General features: G+C 43.8%; 21 protein-coding genes. 13 read left to right on the top strand and 8 right to left on the bottom strand.

Annotated elements, in window-relative coordinates:
• Nucleotides 1–18: 18 nt before the first annotated feature.
• The 8 genes from ACFSKO_RS20545 (at nt 19) to ACFSKO_RS20580 (ending at nt 8,489) form a co-directional block, all read left to right on the top strand.
• Complete coding sequence (locus ACFSKO_RS20545) at nt 19–915, top strand: ABC transporter permease (protein ID WP_380255223.1); 897 nt, start codon at nt 19–21, stop codon at nt 913–915.
• A gap of 1 nt (nt 916) precedes the next feature.
• Nucleotides 917–1,711 (top strand): ABC transporter ATP-binding protein, encoded by a 795-nt coding sequence (locus ACFSKO_RS20550; RefSeq protein ID WP_380255225.1) that lies wholly within the window; start codon nt 917–919, stop codon nt 1,709–1,711.
• Nucleotide 1,712: 1 nt separating this feature from the next.
• Entirely contained in the window at nt 1,713–2,567 is an 855-nt protein-coding gene (locus ACFSKO_RS20555; RefSeq protein ID WP_380255227.1) for a M23 family metallopeptidase, read from the top strand.
• A gap of 715 nt (nt 2,568–3,282) precedes the next feature.
• The gene (locus ACFSKO_RS20560; RefSeq protein WP_380255229.1) at nt 3,283–4,383 is read left to right on the top strand and encodes an ABC transporter ATP-binding protein; all 1,101 of its coding nucleotides are present in this window, start codon (nt 3,283–3,285) and stop codon (nt 4,381–4,383) included.
• Complete coding sequence (locus ACFSKO_RS20565) at nt 4,384–5,295, top strand: ABC transporter permease (RefSeq protein WP_380255231.1); 912 nt, start codon at nt 4,384–4,386, stop codon at nt 5,293–5,295.
• A complete protein-coding gene (locus tag ACFSKO_RS20570) occupies nt 5,292–6,098 on the top strand; it encodes an ABC transporter permease (protein WP_380255233.1) in 807 nt (268 codons plus the stop codon). Before ACFSKO_RS20565 ends, ACFSKO_RS20570 begins: the two co-directional genes overlap by 4 nt.
• A gap of 66 nt (nt 6,099–6,164) precedes the next feature.
• Nucleotides 6,165–7,232: an extracellular solute-binding protein gene (locus ACFSKO_RS20575; protein WP_380255235.1), complete on the top strand. Its 1,068-nt coding sequence runs from the start codon at nt 6,165–6,167 to the stop codon at nt 7,230–7,232.
• Nucleotides 7,233–7,310: 78 nt separating this feature from the next.
• The gene (locus ACFSKO_RS20580) at nt 7,311–8,489 is read left to right on the top strand and encodes a serine hydrolase domain-containing protein (protein WP_380255237.1); all 1,179 of its coding nucleotides are present in this window, start codon (nt 7,311–7,313) and stop codon (nt 8,487–8,489) included.
• Between the two features lie 118 nt (nt 8,490–8,607).
• On the opposite strand, the gene ACFSKO_RS20585 is transcribed toward ACFSKO_RS20580, so the two are convergent.
• From ACFSKO_RS20585 to ACFSKO_RS20600, 4 genes are read right to left on the bottom strand one after another with little or no spacing between them, the layout of a single operon-like run.
• On the bottom strand, nt 8,608–9,114 hold the full coding sequence (locus ACFSKO_RS20585) for a DUF2867 domain-containing protein (protein WP_380255239.1): 507 nt from the start codon (nt 9,112–9,114) through the stop codon (nt 8,608–8,610).
• A gap of 24 nt (nt 9,115–9,138) precedes the next feature.
• Nucleotides 9,139–9,582: a DUF6463 family protein gene (locus tag ACFSKO_RS20590; RefSeq protein ID WP_380255241.1), complete on the bottom strand. Its 444-nt coding sequence runs from the start codon at nt 9,580–9,582 to the stop codon at nt 9,139–9,141.
• A 1-nt stretch (nt 9,583) separates the two neighbouring features.
• Nucleotides 9,584–10,933: an ABC1 kinase family protein gene (locus tag ACFSKO_RS20595; RefSeq protein ID WP_380255243.1), complete on the bottom strand. Its 1,350-nt coding sequence runs from the start codon at nt 10,931–10,933 to the stop codon at nt 9,584–9,586.
• Nucleotides 10,923–11,669, bottom strand: coding sequence for a TetR/AcrR family transcriptional regulator (locus ACFSKO_RS20600; RefSeq protein ID WP_380255245.1), 747 nt, complete (start codon nt 11,667–11,669; stop codon nt 10,923–10,925). Before ACFSKO_RS20600 ends, ACFSKO_RS20595 begins: the two co-directional genes overlap by 11 nt.
• Before the next feature lie 357 nt (nt 11,670–12,026).
• On the opposite strand from ACFSKO_RS20600, the gene ACFSKO_RS20605 reads away from it, so the two are divergent.
• The gene (locus ACFSKO_RS20605) at nt 12,027–13,361 is read left to right on the top strand and encodes a mechanosensitive ion channel family protein (RefSeq protein WP_380255247.1); all 1,335 of its coding nucleotides are present in this window, start codon (nt 12,027–12,029) and stop codon (nt 13,359–13,361) included.
• Nucleotides 13,362–13,380: 19 nt separating this feature from the next.
• On the opposite strand, the gene ACFSKO_RS20610 is transcribed toward ACFSKO_RS20605, so the two are convergent.
• The gene (locus tag ACFSKO_RS20610) at nt 13,381–14,019 is read right to left on the bottom strand and encodes an HAD hydrolase-like protein (protein WP_380255249.1); all 639 of its coding nucleotides are present in this window, start codon (nt 14,017–14,019) and stop codon (nt 13,381–13,383) included.
• Nucleotides 14,020–14,157: 138 nt separating this feature from the next.
• On the opposite strand from ACFSKO_RS20610, the gene ACFSKO_RS20615 reads away from it, so the two are divergent.
• Nucleotides 14,158–15,012, top strand: coding sequence for a C40 family peptidase (locus ACFSKO_RS20615; protein WP_380255251.1), 855 nt, complete (start codon nt 14,158–14,160; stop codon nt 15,010–15,012).
• Between the two features lie 177 nt (nt 15,013–15,189).
• Complete coding sequence (gene moaA, locus ACFSKO_RS20620; RefSeq protein WP_380255426.1) at nt 15,190–16,179, top strand: GTP 3',8-cyclase MoaA; 990 nt, start codon at nt 15,190–15,192, stop codon at nt 16,177–16,179.
• An 11-nt stretch (nt 16,180–16,190) separates the two neighbouring features.
• Here moaA and ACFSKO_RS20625 read toward each other — a convergent pair whose 3' ends face one another.
• Both ACFSKO_RS20625 and ACFSKO_RS20630 read right to left on the bottom strand, forming a co-directional pair.
• On the bottom strand, nt 16,191–17,405 hold the full coding sequence (locus ACFSKO_RS20625; RefSeq protein WP_380255253.1) for an MFS transporter: 1,215 nt from the start codon (nt 17,403–17,405) through the stop codon (nt 16,191–16,193).
• A 55-nt stretch (nt 17,406–17,460) separates the two neighbouring features.
• A complete protein-coding gene (locus ACFSKO_RS20630) occupies nt 17,461–17,931 on the bottom strand; it encodes a molybdopterin-guanine dinucleotide biosynthesis protein A (protein ID WP_380255255.1) in 471 nt (156 codons plus the stop codon).
• 114 nt (nt 17,932–18,045) lie between these two features.
• On the opposite strand from ACFSKO_RS20630, the gene ACFSKO_RS20635 reads away from it, so the two are divergent.
• Entirely contained in the window at nt 18,046–18,870 is an 825-nt protein-coding gene (locus tag ACFSKO_RS20635) for an NAD kinase (RefSeq protein ID WP_380255428.1), read from the top strand.
• Nucleotides 18,871–19,024: 154 nt separating this feature from the next.
• Here ACFSKO_RS20635 and ACFSKO_RS20640 read toward each other — a convergent pair whose 3' ends face one another.
• Nucleotides 19,025–19,261 (bottom strand): DUF1127 domain-containing protein, encoded by a 237-nt coding sequence (locus ACFSKO_RS20640; protein WP_380255257.1) that lies wholly within the window; start codon nt 19,259–19,261, stop codon nt 19,025–19,027.
• 142 nt (nt 19,262–19,403) lie between these two features.
• On the opposite strand from ACFSKO_RS20640, the gene ACFSKO_RS20645 reads away from it, so the two are divergent.
• The gene (locus tag ACFSKO_RS20645; protein ID WP_380255259.1) at nt 19,404–20,381 is read left to right on the top strand and encodes a transcriptional regulator GcvA; all 978 of its coding nucleotides are present in this window, start codon (nt 19,404–19,406) and stop codon (nt 20,379–20,381) included.
• Nucleotides 20,382–20,864: the final 483 nt, after the last annotated feature.

Here is a 20,864-nt window from a genome sequence, read left to right on the forward strand (position 1 = left end):
CCGAAAGGCTGTAGATACATGAACCTCATCGCCTTTATGGGAGCAATTGAACTAGGGCTGGTTTACGGCCTTATTGCTCTTGCTGTTTTTCTATCATTCAGAATTTTAGATTTTCCGGATCTAACCATCGACGGCAGCTTCCCTCTTGGCGCCGCAGTTTGCGCCACAATGATTGTTGCGGGTTACAACCCTTTCCTAGCCTCAGGCATCGCCTTTTTGGCAGGTGGCATTGCAGGTCTCATAACAGCCTTTTTGAACTTAAGGTTCAAGATCCTCAATCTTCTCGCTTCAATCTTGACGATGATTGCGCTTTATTCGATTAACTTGCGCATCATGGGACGCCCGAACATCGCCATCATTTCCGAGCAAACAATTCTCACACCTTTCGAAGGATACGGTATTCCGGGGTACTACCTCAAACCCATTATTGCAGCGATTATCGTATTTATCGTCGCCTTGATTGTAGCACGGTTTCTTAACTCAGATTATGGCTTGGCCATGCGCTCAACTGGTGCCAATCAAAAAATGGCCCGCGCCCAAGGCATTGACACCAACAAAACCACTTATGTTGGCATGTCACTTTCCAATGCCCTCGTTGGCCTTGCTGGCGCTTTGTTCGCGCAAATGAACGGCTTTGCAGATATCACAATCGGCACAGGAACAATTGTTATTGGCCTCGCAGCCTTGATTGCTGGGGAAGCAATTTTCTCAACACGCGGCATGCTAATGGCGGTGCTGGCTTGTATCTTTGGGTCGATTGTTTACCGTATCGCCATTGGACTCGCCTTAAACGCCGACAGCATTGGGCTTGAACCATCAGATCTTAATCTTGTCACTGCTTTACTGGTTACCATTGCTCTCGTACTGCCTAGTGCGAAAAACCCACTAAAAAAACTAATGAAGCGGAGGAATTGATATGATTGATGTAGAAGACCTCCGTATTACTTTTGGTAAAGATACGCCCAACGAGAACAGAGCGCTTCAAGGTGTAAACCTTTCTGTAGCTGAAGGCGAGTTCGTCACGGTCATCGGTTCAAACGGTGCAGGTAAATCTACCTTCATGAATTGCCTGACCGGAGAACTTATTGCTGATAGCGGTAAAATTTTAATCGACGGCAAGAATGTAAGCCACTGGAAAGCAGCACGAAGAAGCAGTTTGGTATCTCGGGTATTTCAAGACCCTCTCGCAGGGACTTGTGAAAACCTGACCATAGAAGAAAACCTTTCCTTAGCTTACTCACGCGGAAAAATTCGTGGATTTGGCCTTGCTATCAACAACAGCAAACGCGACATTTTTCGTGAACGGCTTTCTCGTTTGCATCTAGGTTTGGAAGATCGCCTGGAAGACAAGATGGGACTGTTGAGCGGCGGGCAACGCCAAGCAGTGAGCCTGATTATGGCAACGCTTCAACCAACCAAATGCCTATTGCTCGACGAACACACCGCAGCCCTCGATCCTCGTATGCAGGCTTTTGTACTCAAACTTACAAATGACATCGTAGAAGAAACCGGGGTCACCACCTTGATGATCACTCACTCGATGGGACAGGCTCTCCAATATGGAACCCGGACGGTTATGCTCCATGAAGGGCAAGTGGTTCTCGATGTATCCGGCAAAGAGCGTAGTTCCATGAATATCCATGATCTTGTCGATATGTTTGGTAAAGTACGCGGCGAGCAACTGGATAGTGACAGTTTACTACTGGGATAAGATGGTATTGCGTAGTACATTTTCCCAAAAGACGATCTTCTTTAAGGTCGCCTTTTTACCATTTCTGTTAATCCTTTTAAGTTTAGCTGTCCCTCTTCTTGCGTACGCCGCTCAGCGCGACAGCTGCTTTATCCAACACTTGTGCCTCACAACAATCGAAGACAATCGATCAGCACAACTGTTGGTCAGAAACAACTTTGACATACCGATCAGAGTTTCCGTTAACATGACGGGTCGCAACGTAGCCCCATCCAAAGCCCTCAATAATATTCCTCTTCTGCCCGGGGAAACAAAGGAAGTCTTCCATATCAAAGCAAAGCGTGGAAAAAGCTGGCGCTATACCTGGACTTCAGAACTCCATCCCGGACTAAGTGAAGTACAACACAACGAAGATATCCGTTACGACCTCCCTTTTTCCTCAAAAAAAACTTTCCCCATCAGTCAAGGCCCAAACGGATCTTTTTCTCACTATGGCGTTAACAAAAATGCCATAGATTGGGCCATGCCCATAGGTACAAAAATTTTGGCTGCTCGCGAGGGAATGGTGATTGGGTATCGTGAAAATGCCCGTGCCGGAGGCCCCTTAGCAAAATTCAAATCTGAACAAAACTATATTTGGATACAACACAACGATCGTACCATTGGCCAATATCTCCATTTAAAAGAAAATGGTGTCACTGTTGAAGTCGGCGATTATGTAGAACGCGGTCAGCTTATCGGATATTCAGGCAACACCGGTTACTCGGCCGCTCCCCACCTGCATTTCCACGTCTCTGGATCACAAGAACAAGGGCAGGCCTTTCGTACTTTTCCAATTCTTTTCAAAACAAAAAAATCATCTGCCAAAACGAAATGAAAATTAAATGCCTACACGCGACGCCATACAAACAGCCTAAAAACAGTACGTTCTATTAAAAAATATATTATCGCGGATTATGATAAGTCGTAATATATTTAAAATTCAAAGTTGATGAATATTCTTTACGGCAAAAATCTCTCTAATTAAAATTCATAAATCATACTTGAACACAGCATTTTTTTCTTTATCCTAAACCCTGTATTTTTCATATATATCAATGTTAATAATCCAAGAAAAATAGCCATAACACATTGATATTACTTTAATATAAAACCTATATATTAAGTAAATTATCTTCATATTTCACTTAATATATGTGCATCTTCTCTTTGATGGTTTTCTCAAAAAAAAATGAACGAATATGTTCTATAATTTATTTTTTTCATAAAAAACTTAACCTCAAACAACATCATAACGGCTTGATTAGATCGAATCCAACGACAATAAAGAATTACGCCTCATAAAAATTGATACTTTATCGTTAAATAACAACACTATAAACATGTAAACTCGAATAACCTTTGGCCATACGTAGCGCACAATATTTTTGACACTTACTTGCAAATTCATAAAAAATCGAATATATTCACATTCTCAAAACATACCTTTTCTAGGTGAGCCGAGTACAAATAAATCAGTGAACAACACTGAATTCTTCGCTGATTTTTTTATGGTAAATATTTAAAAAATTATACAACCTGGGGGCGGGGGTATGGAACAGATTACAGGCAACGTAGCCATTTCAGTTCAAGATGTAAGCAAAATATTTGACGATGGTACAAGCACGTTTGTGGCTTTGGATCAGGTGTCACTCGATATCGGCTCGAATGAGTTTTTTACTCTGCTTGGCCCATCTGGTTGTGGAAAAACAACTCTCCTAAGGTTAATTGCCGGATTTGAGCAACCAAGTAATGGCCAGATCTTATTAAATGGGAAAAATCTGGATCGATTACCGCCGTTCAAACGGCCTGTAAACACAGTGTTTCAAAACTACGCCCTGTTCCCACATATGACGATATCACAAAACATCGCTTTTGGTTTGGAGATGCTTGGACGTCCTAAAAAAGAAGTTTCAGACATTGTTGAAGAGATGCTGGAGCTGGTGCAAATGAAGCATCTTGCTGATCGAAAAATAACCCAGATTTCCGGCGGACAACAGCAAAGAGTCGCCCTTGCCAGGGCTCTTGCCCCAAAACCACAGGTCCTTCTCCTGGATGAGCCGCTTTCTGCACTCGACCTACAGCTACGTAAAGATATGCAGCTGGAACTAAAGCGTCTTCAATTAGAGACCGGTATTACCTTCATTTTCGTCACACATGATCAAGAAGAAGCCTTGACCATGTCAGACAGAATTGCAGTGATGCAAGGAGGGCATATTCTACAGATTGGACCACCCCGGGATATTTATGAGCACCCACGACATCGTTTCGTTGCCGGGTTCATAGGCGAAATCAATCTACTTACAGCTAAAATCGTAAAAACCGGACCAGACGGTACAGAGATTCAGCTGGGAGAAATCAGCAACATAAAATCAGCATCCGTATCTACAGTACCAACTGGCGAAGCAATATCACTGGCCATTAGACCTGAACGGATTTTTCTTGATAGCGAAGGAAAGCAGCCACTTTCCGGGTTGCTTACAAACGTTGTCTATCATGGGACAGATACCTTGTATCACTTTAATCTTCCCGATGGTCAGTCTCTCCGGGCCAGACGACAAAATACGCGCAAAGTCGACGAAGGATGGAAAGCAGGAGACACCATCAGCTGGTCAGTCCAGCCAGATTCCATAGCTATTATTGAGGACAGGTAAATGGCCCTGACTTCATCACCTTTTCGTATACGTGCTTTATTGATCGGACCAGCTGCCGCAGTCATTGGTATCTTCGTTGTCATCCCTCTCTTACTTATGGCCTGGATCTCTATTCAAGGCAGGGATTACTCTGGAGGGGTTCTCTGGGGAGAGCTTACAGCAGACGCATATCTTCGCATGATTTTCGAACGTGAGCTAGATGACACTCTTGCTGTCAACTTCAGTTACATCCTCATTATCTTACGATCCGTCTGGTTGTCCTTATTAACAACCACCGTTGCACTGATCGTTGGCTTTCCAACGGCACTGTTTATGGCAACGCGAACCCCGAAGTGGCGAGCAATACTTGTGTTCATGGTAACGCTCCCCTTCTGGACAAATCTTCTGGTGCGCAACTATGCCTGGATATTACTCCTAAGAGATCATGGTACGATCAATGGAACCTTAAGTTGGTTGGGCATTATTTCTGAACCCCTGCCACTTTTACACACCCAATTCGCCGTCGCGGTTGGCTTAACCTATTCGTTCCTTCCTTTTATGGTTTTGCCAATTTACGCTAGCCTGGAAAAGATTGACTTAAAACTGGTTGAATCAGCCTTTGATCTCTACGCCAACCGGTGGAAGACACTTAAGCGGGTCGTTTTTCCGCTTACCAAGCCAGGAATTGTTGCTGGCTGTATTTTAGTCTTCGTCCCTTCTCTTGGTTCATATGTCACTCCCCAACTCCTCGGAGGCGGGAAAACATTAATGATCGGAAATCTGATTGGCCTGCAGTTCGGCGCGGCACGTAACTGGCCTTTTGGAGCGGCATTGGGCATCTTGTTACTTGCCTTGGTTATGATCTCATTAACTTATTACACGTTGAAAATGAAAAAAACCGACAGCGAAAAATCTGGAGATGACAAAGAATGAGCAAGGCATCCCTTAAAGGCGGTGACGCACGACATTGGCCTGGCCTGTTCCTGGCAACAGCTATCTTTTTTGCTTATGTCTATCTGCCAATTATTATTTTGATCGCGCTTTCATTTAACGAAAACCGTACAGTTACCGTTTGGACAGGCTTTTCTCTGGACTGGTATAAAGTCGCCTTTCAAAACCGAGACATAATCAACGCAGCCGGAAACTCCTTACTTATTGCAACCGTTGCTTCTACCACGGCCACCATATTGGCCACCCTTGCTGCGGTAAGAATGTCTGTAGACAACTTTAAGGGAAAGTCCATTTTCAGTGCACTGGTTGCCTTACCGATCACAGTACCAGAAATTGTTCCTGCAGTAGCAACTTTAATGTTTTTTGCCAGCCTCGGTGTAACTCTTGGTTTGGGAACAGTCATTGTTGCCCATATCGCCTTTTGCATCCCCTTTGCCTATCTGCCAATTAGAGCCCGACTTGAGGGGATGGACCCCAGATTGGTCGAAGCTGCAACAGATCTTTATGCAAGCCCGGTAAAAGCTTTTTTCAAAGTAACGTTCCCTTTGCTTTTACCAGGAATTCTTTCTGGACTTGTCTTGGCATTTATCATCTCACTTGACGATTTTGTAACGACTTTTTTCCTTGGAGGCGCAGGATCGACCACCTTACCGATTTATATATTCAGTCTTGTTAGAACTGGCGTCACCCCTGAAGTCAATGCGATTTCAGCTCTTATGCTTTTACTATCGATTTCTCTGGTCTCGCTCTCTCTTTTTCTTGGGCGCGATCATTCCCGGAAGTGACAGGCCCGCCAATAAGTACTGATCCCTGTCAAAACTTAGATACAGCCATCATTCATGGAGATTAAAATGAAAAAGAATAACACAAAATACACCTCGGTATCCCGCCTCGCCCTTACTGTTGGTTTTTTGAGCGCAGTCTTCTCCGGTAACGCACTCGCGGCAGGTGAGCTCCACTTATACAACTGGTCGAATTATTTTCCGCCTTCCTTGCTTGAGCTTTATGAAAAAGAGACCGGAACAAAGGTCTCTGTTGATAACTATGCATCAGAAGACGATCTTCTGGCCAAACTTCAAGCCGGTGGTGGCGGTTATGATATCGTCTTTCCAGGTACTTCAACTTTAGGAATCATGGTTGAAAAGGGAATGCTCGAAAATATCGCCGTTAACAAAATGGAAAATTTCGACAAACTCCTTGGCTCATTCAAAACGATTGCCGGCGATGAAAATCGTGACTTTTCGGCCCCTTACATGTGGGGAACAACTGGATTTTCTTATGATCCAGCAAGTGTGCCTGGCAACAAATTAGAAGAAAGCTGGAAAGAGCTTTTTGAGCCAAAGGCTGAGCTTAAAGGCAACATCGCCATGCTCAACGAAATGTCTGATGTCTGGAATGCCGCAGCATATTACACCGGTATCGACAAATGCACAGAAAGCCCAGAAGAAGCTCAGAAAATTCTCGATCTTCTTCTCGCCCAAAAACCTGATGTTAAGCTTTACTCCAGCGAGGGCACCATCGATCGAATGATTGCCGGTGAAGTTCCCGTACATATGCAATGGAATGGCGCAGCACATCGCGTCAAAGCGAAAAAACCAGATGTTGTTTACGTCTATCCAAAAGAAGGAACTTCTTTCTGGGTAGATAATATGGCTATTCCCAAAGATGCCCCGAATATGGAAGAAGCCAAAAAGTTCATCAACTGGATGATGCGCCCTGATGTCGCAGCTGAAGCTTCCAACTACACTGGTTATTCTAATGCGGTTAAAGGTTCTGGAGAGTTTCTAAAGGAAGAACTTAAGGCTGACCCTGCGGTGAATACACCCGAATCTTATGGTGAACGCCTGAGAGCATTTAAAACCTGTTCGCCAAAATCTAAAGATTTGCGCGAAAAAGTATGGACTAAACTCAAGTCATAACCCCAAAGCAACAGCCGGAAATTCTAACAGATTTCCGGCTGTTTTTATTTATTGGCTGATCAAGTAACAGATAGAGCAATGCAAAATTTCAACCAGAAATACGGATTTAAACGTTCAGACGTAACCTTGAGAAACTGGCGACAAAGGCCTTATAACACCTGGTCGTTTCAACATGTAAATGAAGTGGTTCCTTCTGCCAGAATTCCCGGCGGCACGACACAGAAAGTCTCAACTGAGGGCTCTGTTTCCGATCTCGCTCAACAGTATATTACGATCAAATCTGACAAAGTAACCATTGAAACGTTTCTTACCCAATCCGAAACAGATGTTTTCCTTATTTACCAAAAGGGAAAACCACTACTAAACTGGTCAGCACCACATTATGCTCAAGATGCACCTCATATAATTTTTTCCATTTCAAAATCTTTCACAGGTATTCTTGCCGGCCAACTTGAAGATTTAGGACTTTTAAATACCTCGAAACCCGTCGAACACTATTTACCAGAAGCTATTTCAAGTGGCTTTTCTGGCTGTACAGTTCAACAATTGCTCGATATGCAAGCAAGCGTTGGTTTTTCAGAAGAATATCTCAACCAAGATGGTGATTACGCTCGGTATCGACGATCAACGGCTTGGAATCCCATAAAGCAGGGTCAAGTCCAAGAAGGTCTCTGTGATTTTCTTTGCTCTTTGCCGACAGGAACAGCTCCGCATGGTGAAAAATTCCATTATCTTTCACCTGCCTCTGATTTATTAGGATTAATACTGGAACAGGTTTCCGGTTCTTCTTATGCGGAACTGATGTCTAAATTTCTCTGGCGGCCTATTGAAGCGCAAAATGACGCCTTTGTAACTGTTGATGCATACGGTGCCCCCCGTGGCGCAGGAGGTTTGAGTGTTCAGGCGCAAGATCTTCTCAGACTTGGGGAAACCCTTCGTCAAAACGGACAGCACAACAACAAACAAATTATTTCTGAACGCTGGATTCACGACATGAAAACTTCCGGCAGTAAAGAAGCATGGGCAAAAGGTAATTTTGCAGAATTCCTACCCAATGCTTGTTACCGAAATAAATGGTATCAGCTAGAAAATCCATATAAAGCCTTTATGGCGATCGGGATACACGGCCAATGGCTCTATGTAATTCCAGAAAAGGAAGTCACTATTGTAAAACTTTCTTCACAAGCCTTGCCACAAGACGACGAGCTCGACACCAAATGCCTACATTTTTTTGAACAAATTAGCCACATTCTCTAAATAAAAAAAGTGTTTGATACTATTCGTATCTGGATATGATCTTCCTTATCATTTCTCGCCTATATCAACACGATGCATTGGATATTAGAACATCACGGCTTTAGTAACATGCCCCGGATTAGAGAAATTTTCCGATTTCTTGTTTAACTCGTTTCAAATCCTTACTGACAATCAACCTGTGTGCAGGTGCGACCGGGATCATGTACACACGTCCAAACGCATTATGAGTTTTTACCGACGACGTAATCGTTAGCCTCTCATGGTCTGTCGTAATACAGGTCATCACATCAAGATGTTTATCTCTCACCGTCAGGGTTAAAACTGTGTCAGATATATATTCAACAACAAAAAAATCGAGCTGGTCTTTGACCTGCACCTGATCTGGACAGCCTCCGGAAAAACCATTGATGCGCTGAACGCCAAAAAACGCAGATACCTTATCTCGAAGAAGAAACGCCAATTTTAACATTCTGGGAGGGTTGGATGCGATCATCCTCCAGGCTTCGATCGTTCGAATTTCCTTTGATAGAGACACGAATTGAGTATCAAAAAAATCGAGTTCTTCCACAGGGGCCACGATATGGATATTCGTCTTTTTATAGGTAACGATACCTGATTGGGTCATTAATATCCCCCTGAGGCCGGTTTATTAATAACAATCATTAGAAATTTTATTCTTTAGGATCAGGCCAAACAAGGGCGGGATCATCAGCCAGAAAATGGACATCGGAATCAAAATCACACCGAACAACGACATCACAATAACCATTGAGATCAAGGTCTCCTGATAAGGAGGTAAAGCTCCCCTCTTCTCATCCCGGTCAACAAAAAGTCCGACAATTAGAAGAGGAAAAGAATAAAGGAAATACCAAGCCACTTGAGAAGAACCAGCACCCCATTCCCCAGCGTCAATACCCGTCAACACAGAAAGGCTCTCCCCTCTTTGAGCTAGAATCAATGGCACAGACAACAGTTGGAAAGAGGCGACAGCCATAATCCATCGCCCAACCCATCGTCCCTCAACCACAAAAGAGATAAACCCTTTGCGGCGTCTATCAGACGCAACTTCTTTATGAATAAAGAACTGCGCCATATCACGGCTCCCTCTTTATCCACTTGTTCTTCGTTTTGATCGTTGCCCCCAGCTTACTTAAGAACAAAATCAACCCGCGATACGCGCGATCAAAATACAACAAATCCCGGTTTATCTCTTTCATAAAGGGTGTGATTTTGCGTGTATCTGCTGTTGTCATTTCAGGATAAGCTCTTCCTGAAAAATCAAATTCATCTGACAAGTAAGGCTCGATCATCCACTTTTGGATGCGATCTAATTCAGGCTGAAGGATTTTTCTATAATCCTCCTCCGACATATCGCTTTTGGTAAGTTCGAACTCTTCATAATAAGCGCGTAACCCATCGTAGTCAGGATCACCATTATGATGCAGCAAAAGGAGCTTGTAATAACCGGAAATTCTATCCGTAAACCCTTTATCGATTTCCCGTACGCAACCAAAATCCAGCACGCCTATGCGCCCGTCTGCCATAAAGAGATAATTCCCGGGGTGCGGATCCGCGTGAACATGGCGCAGTTCAAAGAAACTGTGAAAGAAAAAATCAAACAGGATTTGACCAACATGATTTTTTTCCTTCTGGCTAGGCTTGGTTTCGAGCCACTCATCCAAATGTTGTCCAGATAGCATTTCCATGGTCAGAACCCGTTCTGAACTCTGTTCTTCAAAAACAGAAGGAACGACAATATTTGCCATTTTTATATGGCTTTTAAACCATTTAAGGTTCTCCGCCTCTCGGAAATAATCCACTTCACGGCGCAGTTGGATCGTGATCTCATCCAGGACGGTATCTATGACATTTTTATTTGGCATAAAATCTGTCGAGGCTGAGACCACAGACAGTAAACCTCCAAGCATTTTCACATCGCTTTTGATCGACGCGGCAATGCCGGGGTATTGCACCTTCACAGCAACCGCTTCTCCTGAAAGCAACATGGCCCTATGAACCTGGCCCAGACTTGCAGCCGCAAAAGCTTCTTTATCAAATTCACTAAAAATTTTACCGGGACCGATGCCAAATTCATTTCGGAAAACCTTGTCGATCAGCGCGCGGTTCAAAGGTGTGGCTTTATAACAGGCTTTGGCCAATTCCTTCCTGATACCTTCGGGTAAAATGTCCGCTTCCATACTAAGAATTTGCGACGCTTTCAGCGCAGTGCCCTTAAGTTGATTGAGTGCTTTAAAAAGAGTTTTCCCAATCTCCTCTTCGTGGGCCGTTTGAATTTTTTCTCTCTTCTCAGAACTACATTTACGTCCTGTCAGCTTTTTCCTTCCCACATGACCAAGATGACGAAGACCAACCTTCGTGGCGGTGAGGCCAATGGCTGCTGAGCGATGAAGCTTTTTCGTCGCGATGTTGCCGCTATTTGCCATGCTTCCAACCTCCCCCTGCAACCAAAGACCCCACTCCTTTCATAAGAGAAGACAGGCCTTGGCCATTTTCCAAAAAGCGCATCATTTGGCTTTTGAACATAAAACTAACCAGATCGGCCCCTTTACCGATGACCCCACTTTTTAAGATCGTGACAAAAAATCCGATCGAAATTTCAACAAACTGTGTGGTTTGTGTAAACTCTTCACTGTCATCTTGCAGCCAGTAAAGCACCGTTCCCAAAAGCCCATCCACCATCAGGTGCGCAATAGCTCCTTCAAAAGAGATCTCGGCTATTTCGTTTTGCTCTACCGCCTCATTCAAAATTTGAGAGAGTTTATTCTTTAATTCTTTGCTCGCAGGAAATTCTCTCTGCATCAAAAATGCAGGCGATTCCCTCAATATTTCAATACTTTCAGCAACAAACTCTCTATTTTCAAGCAGCTGATCCAGGTAATTATAAACAAAGAACTGTAATTTTTCCTCCAGAGAAAAATCCGTAAAATCATCGGTGCCGTCCACCAACTCCATAATTCGAAACAGGACCATCTCGTGATAAGCCAAGAGAAACTTATCTTTGTTGGGGAAATATTTATAGACGGTGGAATCCCCCATGCCAGCAGCTTTTGATATCTGCTTCATAGAGACATTATGGAACCCCTGCTCTGAGAAAAGATCAACAGCAACAGCGATTAGCTTGCTGCGGTTCTCTTGTTTTTGCTTGCTGGATATTTTCATAATGAGAATTACACCTTAATAATATAATTTTTATTACATTTATTGTATTGTAATTCTCATTATAGTCAATTTTTGATTTTCTTCTATGCACTCATCTGCTGAAAAGCATCAGATTTAGCGGAACTTTCCACCCCTCCGCTACAACCAAAATCACCACAGCACTCGAGTCTTCGAAGCTTTCATGGCAGGCTTTCACAAAAAATATTTTGCCATGCAACGGACGCCAACATAATTCAGGAAACAAAAACTACTCGTTATAAGATAAAATTGCTAAACTCTGTGTGGGCGTTTCTATTAGCCCTTACAATAAAGGTATTCGGGGATCATAATCCGAGAAGCCATAACAGGGAGAAAAACTTGGATTTTAATTTGCTTCCAGGCATCCAAGAATTTGAACATTGGGCAACACAGTTGATTACATGGCTGAGTCTGAACTTGTTAAGTTGGCCCGTTATTTTACAGCTCGTCTTCTTGTTGGTTCTTTTACCTTTCAGTCGGTTTCTTGGTAAAAAAATTCACCCCTTAGCCACGGAATGGCAAAGAAAATCTAAAACACCACACTTTTTAAAACTCATTCTAACCAACCTTCTACCCATTATTCCTTGGGTAATCTTCTTATTGATGCTTTGGATTACACTGGGCGGACTATTTCAGCTCGAAGCATCTGGCAGAAGTCGCTTTCTGATTAATACGGTTGCCAGTTTGACCTTGGCTTGGGTTGTTATAAACCTAACAACCAGTTTGATAAAATCACGGGTCGTCGCAAAACTGGTTACACTTTTTATCTGGTCAATCGCCGCCCTTAATATTCTTGGCCTTCTCACATTTGCACAAGAAATACTTGATGCAGCCGCGCTTGATATCGGGGGCTTAAGAATATCACTTCTTATGGTGATCAAAGGTGTTATATCACTTGCCGTTTTGTTATGGGCCGCACTTGCCTTTAGCTCTCTATTAGAAAGACGTGTTAAGGCCGTCCCCGAACTAACACCTTCGGTTCAGGTTCTACTTGGCAAGTTACTCAAAGTCACGTTGATCGGTTTGGCCGTCATCATCGGATTAAAAACTGTCGGCATTGACCTCTCCGCCTTTGCCCTTTTCGGTGGTGCCTTGGGTGTCGGTATCGGCTTTGGACTACAAAAGGTTATTTCAAATCTGGTATCCGGTATTATTCTCTTGATGGATAAATCCATTAAACCCGGAGATGTTATTGCTGTTAACGATACCTATGGCTGGGTCAAATCCTTTGGGGCGCGTTATGCGTCTGTCATTACCCGCGATGGCATAGAACATCTTATTCCCAACGAAGAATTCATCACACAGCGCGTGGAAAACTGGTCCTATACCAACAGCTGGGTCCGGATCAGAGTTCCCATCGGGGTATCTTATAGCTCAGATCCCAATGAAGCCATTAAGCTCTGCATCGAAGCGGCAATTGAAAACAAACGCATTATGGACGAGCCAGAGCCTAATTGCTTGGTGACCGGCTTTGGAGACAATTCGATAAACCTAGAAGTCAGAATATGGATTGCCGACCCACAAAATGGTATTGGCAACATAAAAAGCGCTCTTATGCTCGCTGTTTGGGATAAGTTTAATGCAGCAGGGGTTGAGTTTCCTTTCCCACAAAGAGATCTTCACATTAAAGGTCCGGTTGAGATCTACACAAACCCTACCCCTGACAACGTTTAATCTAATAAATCAACCCCCGTTAACGACACACTAGCATAGTAATATCAGAAGGACTTTCTACGAGATAATGGACACCTGCACGCTCTAATTCTTCCTTTGAGCCATACCCATAAAGCACTCCAATTGATGTCATTTTGTTTTTAAGCGCCCCGATTGCATCATGCTCTCGATCACCAACCATGACCGAGGATTGGGCATCACATCCCGCTTCAAACAAAGCATATTTCAATAACTCACCCTTGTCCCCTCGAGTACCGTCCAGTTCGGACCCATAGATGTCTTTAAAATAGGGCGCCAGGCCAAAATGTTGAATAATCTCTTTCGCGTAAACATACGGCTTACTGGTTGCCACATAAAGATCCAATCCCTTTGCTTCCAACTCGGTAAGTAAAGCCGGAATTTCGCTATAAAGGTTATTTTCATACAAACCAACATCAGCAAATCTTTCCCGATAAAGAAACATCGCCTCTTCTACTCTCTCTTCACCTGCGAGCAGGAATTCAAATGACTTTCTTAACGGTGGCCCAATACACCAAAGGAGGTCATCAACTTCCGGAACTGTGACATCCATTGCCTTAAGTGCATATTCAATCGACTTTGTAATGCCCTCTTTTGGATCAGAAAGTGTTCCATCTAGATCAAAAAATATTGCCATCATTTCCCTCTCATGAGCTAAGCTTGTAAGAAGCCTTTATTCGTGCGGCAGACAATGCCAGTATTATATGGCAAACATATGTAATGCTCTTTTACGGCATATTGGTATAGCACCGAAACAAATAGATGAGAAACCACCACCATGTCTGATCCTTTTGATCTCCGTCTCCATCCCATTCGTGACGATCTTGTGGCAGAATATCTACGTGAGAAAGTCACCTGTAACAAATACAGTCGGGGGCAAGCTGCTCAGATTATCGTGGGAAAAAGCTCTTTACGACGATCCCCAGAAAATCAATCCCCCTTGGATAGCGAGCTTCTGTTCGGCGAAAAGCTCACAGTATACGACGAAAGAAACGGATGGGCCTGGGTTCAAAATGCAAAGGACAGTTATGTGGGTTACATTCATAGCCTAGATATCAGCAAAGAAGTACGTCCGACAACACACAGAGTCCATGCCTTGAGAACTTATGTTTACCCCCAACCGAACATGAAAAGTCCTCCTCTTGATCTTTTGTCTATAGAAAGTGTTTTAAGCGTTATTCAGGTCGAGGGAAATTTTTCGCAAATTCAAGGTGGAGGCTGGGTATTCTCTGCGCACATTACCCCTCAAAACCTCATCGCCGACAATCATATAATGGTCGCTAAACGTTTTTTAGGCACTCCCTATCTTTGGGGCGGAAAAACCTCAGTGGGTATCGACTGCTCGGGACTTATTCAAGTCTCCCTCAGCGCTTGTGGCATTACGGCGCAACGGGACGCCAGCATGCAGGAAAAAACTCTGGGTATTCCGGTGAACTCTGAGCAGACAACCGAAGGCGATTTGATATATTGGCCCGGGCATGTGGCAATAGCACTGGATAAAACCATGGCCATTCATGCCACGGCCAATTCGATGGACGTTACTATTGAACCCATTGCGCATATCACTGAACGCGTTGAAATGGAGACTGGCGGCACTGGCATAACAGCCATTAAGCGCGTGAAAATATACTAAAACAAATCATGTGACTTGAAAAAACGACTATCCGCGGCAATGTGTATGAGTGCTTTTTCAAGAAAAGACGTTAGACTGCACAGCAGTTCAGGAGAATAATTAATGACCAATGCGTCAGACCTTCAAAAAGGGCCACCAGAGCCTGCATCTGTTGCCACTCAAATAAACCACCCAGGCATGATCGACCCCTTTGGTCGTCTGGTTGATTATTTGCGTATATCCGTAACCGATCGCTGTGATTTCAGATGTGTATATTGCATGTCTGAAGACATGACCTTTTTACCGAAAAAAGAACTTCTTACCATTGAAGAGCTTGAACGGGTTTCAGCTTCCTTTATTAGTTTGGGCGTGAAAAAGTTACGCTTTACTGGTGGCGAACCTCTTGTCCGCAAAAACATTATGAAGCTGTTCAATAGCCTGACTCCGTACCTTGAATCAGGGCAGCTCAACGAAATGACCTTAACCACAAACGGAAGCCAGTTGGGAAAGTACGCACAACAACTCGCCGATGCAGGAATGCGCCGCATCAATGTTTCTCTCGACACCCTGAACAAAGATAAATTTGCCGCAATTACCCGTTGGGGCCAACTAGATCAGGTCCTCGAAGGCCTCCAAGCTGCAAAGAAAGCAGGTTTACACGTTAAAATCAACACTGTTGCTCTTCGTGGCGTAAACGACGATGAGCTACATACTCTTGTTTCCTGGTGCGGAGATGAAGGTTTCGACATTACCTTTATCGAAGTGATGCCGATGGGCGACATTGGCAATGAAGATAGAGTGGATCAATATCTTCCCCTGACTGAAGTCAGGTCCATTCTTGGCGAACACTGGACGTTAAACGAAATCGATTACAAAACTGGCGGGCCAGCGCGTTATGTTGAAGTAAAAGAAACGGGTGGCAAAATTGGCTTTATTACGCCAATGACACACAATTTTTGTGAGAGTTGCAACCGTGTTCGAATGACTTGCACTGGAACACTTTACCTTTGCCTAGGAAAAGACGATGCAGCAGATCTACGCACTCCTTTAAGAAGCAGTGATGGAAATGAGCCCTTAGAACAGGCTATTTTTGAGGCAATTTCTCGCAAACCAAAGGGCCATGACTTTATTATCGACCGGGATGCTGACCCATCAGTTGCACGTCACATGAGCGTTACAGGCGGATAATATTTAAAGAACTAATCTTTTGTTATAAAAAGTGGCTGCAGGAAATACCAACCTGCAGTCATTGCTTGTGCAACCAACAGCATGATAATACCAGCCTGATACCCCTCGACAGCATAACCACCGCTTGATTGCTCGGGCCAAAGCTCAATGATTGCGCCAACGGCCCACTGTCCACCAAAAGCCATTACAAATACCAGAGAATTCAAAGCTGTGTTCACCCGTCCCGCCAAGCGTGCCGGAAAGTACTGAGAAAAACCCGGATAAATGAGATATCCTCCGGTCCCTAATACACCAAACAACATCCATATAGCACCAATAGCAACAAACGATCCGCCACCAAGTAAAAGCAAAGCCTGCGGCACAAGGCAGAATAACATCGCATAGACACCAACAGTAACGGGGCTAATTTGATGACGCCTTAGCCAGTCCGTTACAAAGCCTCCCAACAAGAAACCGATAAAAACAGAAAAAGCAATTCCAGCTAAAATAGAAGCTACCGTGTCCCGCTCAAAATTTGCAACATCCCGTAACCAAGGTCCTGACCATAAGGCTTGCAATGAAAAAAATGCTGCCTGAGACATCACGGTAAAGGGCGTGATTCTCCAAAAATAGGAACTTCGGAATATTTGCCCGTACTCCTTAATTTGTTGTGTAAGAGGTTCGGTTGGTGGAATTTCATCCCGTCTGGGAATAATATAATAAATGATCACCGCAATTAAAATTGAAAGCCCGGCCAGGACAACAAAGACACCTCTCCAACCAATTTCTGATGCAAGATATTCAACAGGAACAGTCCCGGCAATGGCTCCTAAACCACCTGCAGCAAGATGGCATCCATTAATGAGCGGTAAACGATCTTTGGGTACCCAGCTCACATAAGCTTTAAAAGCAGCCATCATACAAGCGGACACACCAAATCCGATCAATGCACGCCCAAGTAAAAGTAAATAGAAGTTGTCTGCCCATGAAAACAACAACGCCCCTGCCCCCGTAAAAAGCATAAGCGCGCTCTCTACTTTTCGGGGTCCATAACGATCCAAAAGCAACCCAAGGGGAAGTTGTGTCGCCGCAAAAGCAATAAAAAATGTACTGGTCAACAAGCCAAGTTCAGATGCATCAAGACCAAGCTCAGACACCAAATCAGGTGCAATGATACCGTTCACCACTCGTAAGAGAAACGAAAGGAAATACCCAAGCGCAAAGGGAAGGAAGACACGTAATATCATCGTAGAAACGCCCTACAGTAACTGGCTTATTGTCTGCTTAACTTTTTAAGATCCGTTATTTTAAAATTACCTGATGAGTAAAGTTTCGCCCGTTGGTAATTGTTATTTGTCTGAACCCCATTAAAGCAGCAAGATCAAAAAAGGTAAAAACATCCTCAACACCCAGTTCTTGAAAAATAGGAAGAGTACGGGCCGCAGCCGTCATATTTGCGAAAATAGCGCGCGACCTATAAATCGTATCAAGACGCCCATCCACAAGACCGACAATAATCAATTTTTCTGCATCATTCCCCTTGGCAAAGATAGCTGCCTCAGGAGGAAACTCCCGTTGCATATTTTGTTGGGTAATAGATGTAACAAATGCAACACGCGTTTTTCTATTTGCAGTCTTCAGCGCCTGAGCGCGCGCCTTATAAATTTCCTGATAAATAGGCTCCGGATAATAATACCCTGCGTGCCGATCTATCGCCTGTGCGGTTGAAGTAAAAAAAGAGATGGCGAAAAATACAGCCAAAAGACGAATCAAGATACGGTCTCCCCCAAATTCAATAATCTTTAATATAAATCATCTGATAAATTTCAGTCTTCCTTTATCAGACATTTTGACAGTCCAACAAGTGACTGTCAGTCTATTGTTATCATTTGTGAAAAGCATGATACATCAGAACCGCATGCTTTACAGGAAAAGGTTAAGAGTATGAGTAGAAAACGTCTGGCTTTTGTTGCTTCTGAAACAGAAAAAGCAACCAATGCACTAGATTGCCTGACGAACAAATACAAAGCTGTCGCGCCGGATGATGCTGACGTTATCGTCGCCCTTGGTGGGGATGGCTTTATGCTTGAAACCTTACATCAATATATTGGCCTCAATATTCCAATTTACGGTATGAATAGAGGTACAATTGGATTTTTGCTTAATCAATACAACGAATCAGATTTAGATAAGCGTATAGAAACTGCTGTTGAAATTACATTACACCCCTTGCGCATGTCTGTCTTGACAGTAAGTGGGCAAAAATTCGAAGCCTTGGCCATCAACGAAGTTTCCCTGCACAGAGAAAGTCGACAAGCCGCAGGTATTGGTATTGATATTGACGGCATTGAACGTATGGAAGAACTTGTATGCGACGGTGTCATCGTCTCAACACCCGCGGGCAGCACAGCCTATAATCTCTCCGCCCATGGTCCAATCATACCAATTGGCGCTTCCCTTCTTGCCATGACCCCGATCAGCGCCTTCCGTCCCCGTAGATGGCGTGGAGCCTTGCTTCCAGCCACTGCTGAAGTCTCCTTTCGGACCCTTGACACAGAAAAACGTCCTGTATCTGCCGCAGCCGATTTTACCGAAATCAAGAACGTTAAGAAAGTTACGGTACGTCAAGATAACAGCGTTGAACTAAAATTGCTGTTTGATCAGGAGCACAATCTCGAAGAACGTATCATTCGTGAACAGTTCCTCCCTTAAGTACGAGTAGAACTTCAAGAGTTAAAACAAAAAAAGCCCGTCATAAAGCTGTCGGCGCTCTAAAACGGGCTATTCTCACTTTTCTCTCACGAGAAAAGAGTACGCTATCTCCAAAGGAGTACCCGATAGCGTGTCGGGGCAGGGTCGACTAAAATCAGTTCATCCAAAAAGGCTTTATAGCTTCGTTTTTGGCTTCTTCTACTGAAATCCCCATATCAGACAAGAGTCGCGTATCTACATCACGCAGATGATCACGCATGATCAATCGATCTTGCCAAGCAACCAATGTTTCGACAGTAAATACGACAGGAGCCATCAGAAAGAGTGCAATCTGCTTATTATTGCGAAGTTCGCCACAAGTATTGGTTTTGTGCATTGATACATTTGCCATAACAATTCTCCTTATCTGAATAAAGCTAACACTGAAGACTATCTTCGTTTGTAATCTTTGATAAACCTAAGATATGGCCGATTGATTTAATTCTCAAACGATGTTATTTCATATATCAGATTAGATTTTATAATGCGAACCCATGCTCAGACCCTTACCACCACTCAACGCCTTACGTGCCTTTGAAGCAGCTGCTCGTCACCTGTCTTTCACAAAAGCAGCTCAAGAACTCTTTGTCACTCAGGCGGCCGTCAGTCATCAAATCAAATCTCTTGAGGATCATCTCGGAATTCAGCTTTTCCGACGCATGAACAGGCGTCTTATCCTTACGGATGAAGCCCAACTCCTTCTCCCTGCTGTAAGCAAAGCATTTGATATCATCAAGACAACAACACAGAAATTATACGATGGTGGGGATCGCGGAACGTTAAAGGTCTCAGTCATGCCTTCCTTTGCAGCAAAGTGGTTGCTTCCACGTCTGCCCAAATTTCGTCGCATCCACCCTGAAATCGACATATTGGTATCAGCGAGTATTACCAAAACTAATTTTTCTAGAGATGACGTTGATATGGCGATCAGGTTTGGAACCGGACAATACCCTGGCCTGCGCATTGACCAGATGATGGAGGATGAAAGCCTCGTTGTTTGCAGCCCTCATCTTCTAAAAGGCACTCTGCCCCTTAAAACACCACACGATTTAAAATACCATACCTTGTTACATGATGATGTCGGCTCAGAACCCTTTTCAGTTAATTGGCGACGATGGCTTCAAATTGCTGGCGTAACGGACATCGACCCTGATAAAGGTCCAGGATACAACGACTCAAGCCTCATTCTGCAAGCAGCCATTGAAGGCCAAGGCGTGGCTCTTGGTCGAACATCTCTAACTTATGACGACCTTAAAGCTGGCAGGTTAGTATGCCCTTTTGGACCACGCACACCCTCCAATTATCAATATTATGTAGTTTCCCCTCAAAGCACCTCTGAAATTACAAAAATCAAAGCTTTCAGAGAATGGTTATTAGAGGAAGCAAAAGCAGATGACTATGTTCCCGACGTGCAAGTTGATCTCGACCGAGCAATAGAGCGGGGTGAGTTTAACAATGAAGAGAAGAGTTAAGTCAAAACAATAAAGTATATTCTCAATAGTAATCAAAGGCCTGCAATCTACCTATAAAATTGACCACAACATCAAATAAGACAAATATTTTCAATTTTGAAGAAACGAATCACTTGACTTAACACTCCATTCGGGCGAGAGATTTCCCCACAGAGTGTCCTAGACAACACGTGCGGACGTGGTGGAATTGGTAGACACGACGGACTTAAAAAATTGAGTGCCTTTGAGGAAACTCAGAGAGTAGAACTGCTCAAATTCGGGGAAAGCTTCAATCGCAAGATTATGCCAATCCCGAGCCAAGCCCTAGACTTGAAAAAGACTTGGGAAGGTGTAGAGACTAGACGGGCAGCACCTACGACAACGGTTTAGTGAGTTTGACCTTGTTATGGTGAAGGGATAGTCCAGACCACAAACGCGCGGTGTTTTACACCAAAGGCGTGGCAGCGAAAGCTGTAGCTGGTATGAAAATCCGTTGGCTTCGGC

Source organism: Kiloniella antarctica (assembly GCF_042682825.1).
Taxonomy (GTDB): domain Bacteria; phylum Pseudomonadota; class Alphaproteobacteria; order Kiloniellales; family Kiloniellaceae; genus Kiloniella; species Kiloniella antarctica.